This window comes from Thiorhodococcus mannitoliphagus (genome assembly GCF_010915725.1).
Lineage (GTDB): Bacteria > Pseudomonadota > Gammaproteobacteria > Chromatiales > Chromatiaceae > Thiorhodococcus > Thiorhodococcus mannitoliphagus.
Genome location: NZ_JAAIJR010000284.1, coordinates 1 through 2,454, shown reverse-complemented (window position 1 = coordinate 2,454; position 2,454 = coordinate 1). Strand labels below are relative to the sequence as shown.

Genomic DNA, 2,454 nt, shown 5'->3' with positions numbered 1-2,454 from the left:
GAACGATCCCCTACCTCGATACCCCCGTCAACAACCCAGCCGCCGAAACGCTGCCTGAAATCGAGGTCACCGATCCAACCCACCCGCTGTTTGGGCGCCGGTTCACACTCTTACGTCGTCTGGCGCCCGTCGGCGGACAAACCCACGTGCTGGTGGTCTACCGAGAGGGCGTGTATCTGCGCCTGCCCCTGGTGGCCACCGATCGCGTCCTGTCCGAGCGCCGCCCTCCCGCGAAGCTGACCGTACAGGCACTGACCGAGCTGGTCACGCTTGCCGAACAGTTACGGTTATGCCTATCGCTCCCGACGTCCTCTGGCACAGCCTCAGTGCCGAGTGCCAACAACGCATCCTCGCCGACTTGACCGCCGTTGCTCAGGAGATCCTCCATGCCGCACGAACTGATCACCCCGAGTCATCTGGCGCGTCGGGCCGTCATCTATATTCGCCAGTCCACCCCATCAGGTGCTGACCAATCAGGAGAGCTTACGCCTGCAATATGCCCTGCGCTCACGCGCCTTGGAGCTGGGCTGGCATGAGGCGGACATCCAGATCATCGACAGCGACCTGGGACTCACGGCCGCCAGCGCCCAGCATCGCGAAGGCTTCAAGGAGCTGCTCAGCCAAGTCACGCTCGGACAGGTCGGTCTCATCCTCTCGATCGATGTGACCCGCCTCTCGCGTAACTGCTCCGACTGGTATCCGCTGCTGGATCTCTGTGGCTACAAGCAGTGCCTCATTGGCGATCGCGACGGTCTCTATGATCCCGGCACACCCAACGGACGCCTGCTGCTCGGACTTAAGGGCCAGATCTCTGAGCTGGAGCTTCATACCATTCGCCTGCGTCTCACGGCGGGCTTGCTCAACAAGGCCGAGCGCGGCGAGCTTTCTCTGACCCTTCCGGTCGGTCTGGTGCGCGAGCCCCATGGCACGGTGCTCAAGGATCCCAACCGCGAGGTGCAGGCGCGCGTAGCATTGGTGTTCGAGACGTTCCTCGCGCAGCACTCGGCGGCACAGGTGGTGCGCGTGCTGCGTGAGCAGGCCTTGACCTTGCCGCGCCGTGACCGCTTTGGTGACATCACCTGGCGCCGCCCGAGTGTGGCCTCGGTCATTGCCATCTTGCGCAATCCGGCCTACGCCGGGGCCTTCGTCTACGGGCGCACGCGCACCGAGCGCAGCGGCCCTGGCCTCCTGCACGCCCGCCAACGTCGCCTGCCGATCCACGAATGGAAGGTCTGCGTGAAAGACAAATACCCGGCCTATATTTCCTGGGACACCTTCGAGCGCATTCAGGCCATGCTGCAAGACAACTACGCCGAGTACGATCGCAACAAGACCCGCGGCATCCCACGTCCGGGGCAAGCCTTACTTCAGGGCCTGGTCTACTGCGGGGTGTGTGGCCACAAGATGGTCATCCAATACAAGGGCGGCGCCCATTACCTCTGCAATTATCTGCGTCAGCAGTTTCGCGAGCCAGTCTGCCAGTACATCCCGGCTGACCCCATCGATGAGGCGGTCATTGCCGCTTTCTTTGCCGCGCTCTCACCGGTCGAGTTCGATGCCTATACGGCCGCCATGGCTGAGCGCAGCCGTAGCCAGCAGGCGCTGCAGCAGGCCAACGCTCAGCAACTGCAACGTCTGCGCTATCAGCTCGCGCTCGCCGAGCGGCAATTCCTGCAGGTCGATCCGGACAACCGCTTGGTCGCCGCCGAACTCGAGAGCCGTTGGGAGCAAGCCCTGCGCGAGGTCCGCGACGCCGAGCAGCAGCTCGCACAGGAGGACTCCTGCACGGACGCCAGCGAGACGATCGATCCCCAACTGAAGGCCGCCTTCACCGCCCTCGGGCAACAGCTGCCCACCGTGTGGGAGCAACTCGCCCGCGAGCAGCAAAAAGCCTTTCTACGCTGCCTCATCGACAAGGTCGTGCTGCAACGCACCGCGCCCGATCAGGTGCATCTGCGCCTCGTCTGGAAAGGTGAGCAGGTCACGACCCTCGATCTCCCGCTGCCCGTGGGCTCCTTGGCCGAGTACGCGCAAGGCGCGGCCTTGACCGCGCGCATTCTGGCCCTCTTCGCCGAGGGGCACGGCGATGAGGAGATGGCCGCGATGCTGACACGCGAAGGCTTTCGCTCCCCCATGGGCACGACCGTTCTGCCCAGCACCGTCAAGACGATCCGACTGCGCCACGGCTGTATGCAGACACGTCATCAATCCCATCCGCGCCGCATCACGGGCTACCTGACCGTGCCGCAAGTGGCCGCGCGGCTCGCCGTCCCACGCCACTGGATCTATGATCGCCTACACAATGGCACTATTGAACTGACACCTGATCCAATCACCAGGCTCTACCTTTTTCCCGACAACCCCAGTACGCTCGAGCAACTGAGCCAACTTCGTGCAGGTCAGCTCAACCGTGTGCGTTTTTCACAGGAGCATCAAGATGCCTGATCGAAGAAG

The 2,454-nt window shown here is 63.4% G+C and carries 2 protein-coding genes; both read left to right on the top strand.

Going from position 1 to position 2,454, the window contains the following annotated elements:
• Window positions 1-362 (top strand): hypothetical protein (locus G3480_RS26165; RefSeq protein ID WP_164657130.1); only part of this gene is annotated, 362 nt, incomplete at its 5' end.
• Window positions 363-462: 100 nt separating this feature from the next.
• A complete protein-coding gene (locus tag G3480_RS26160) occupies window positions 463-2,445 on the top strand; it encodes a recombinase family protein (protein ID WP_206171911.1) in 1,983 nt (660 codons plus the stop codon).
• Window positions 2,446-2,454: the final 9 nt, after the last annotated feature.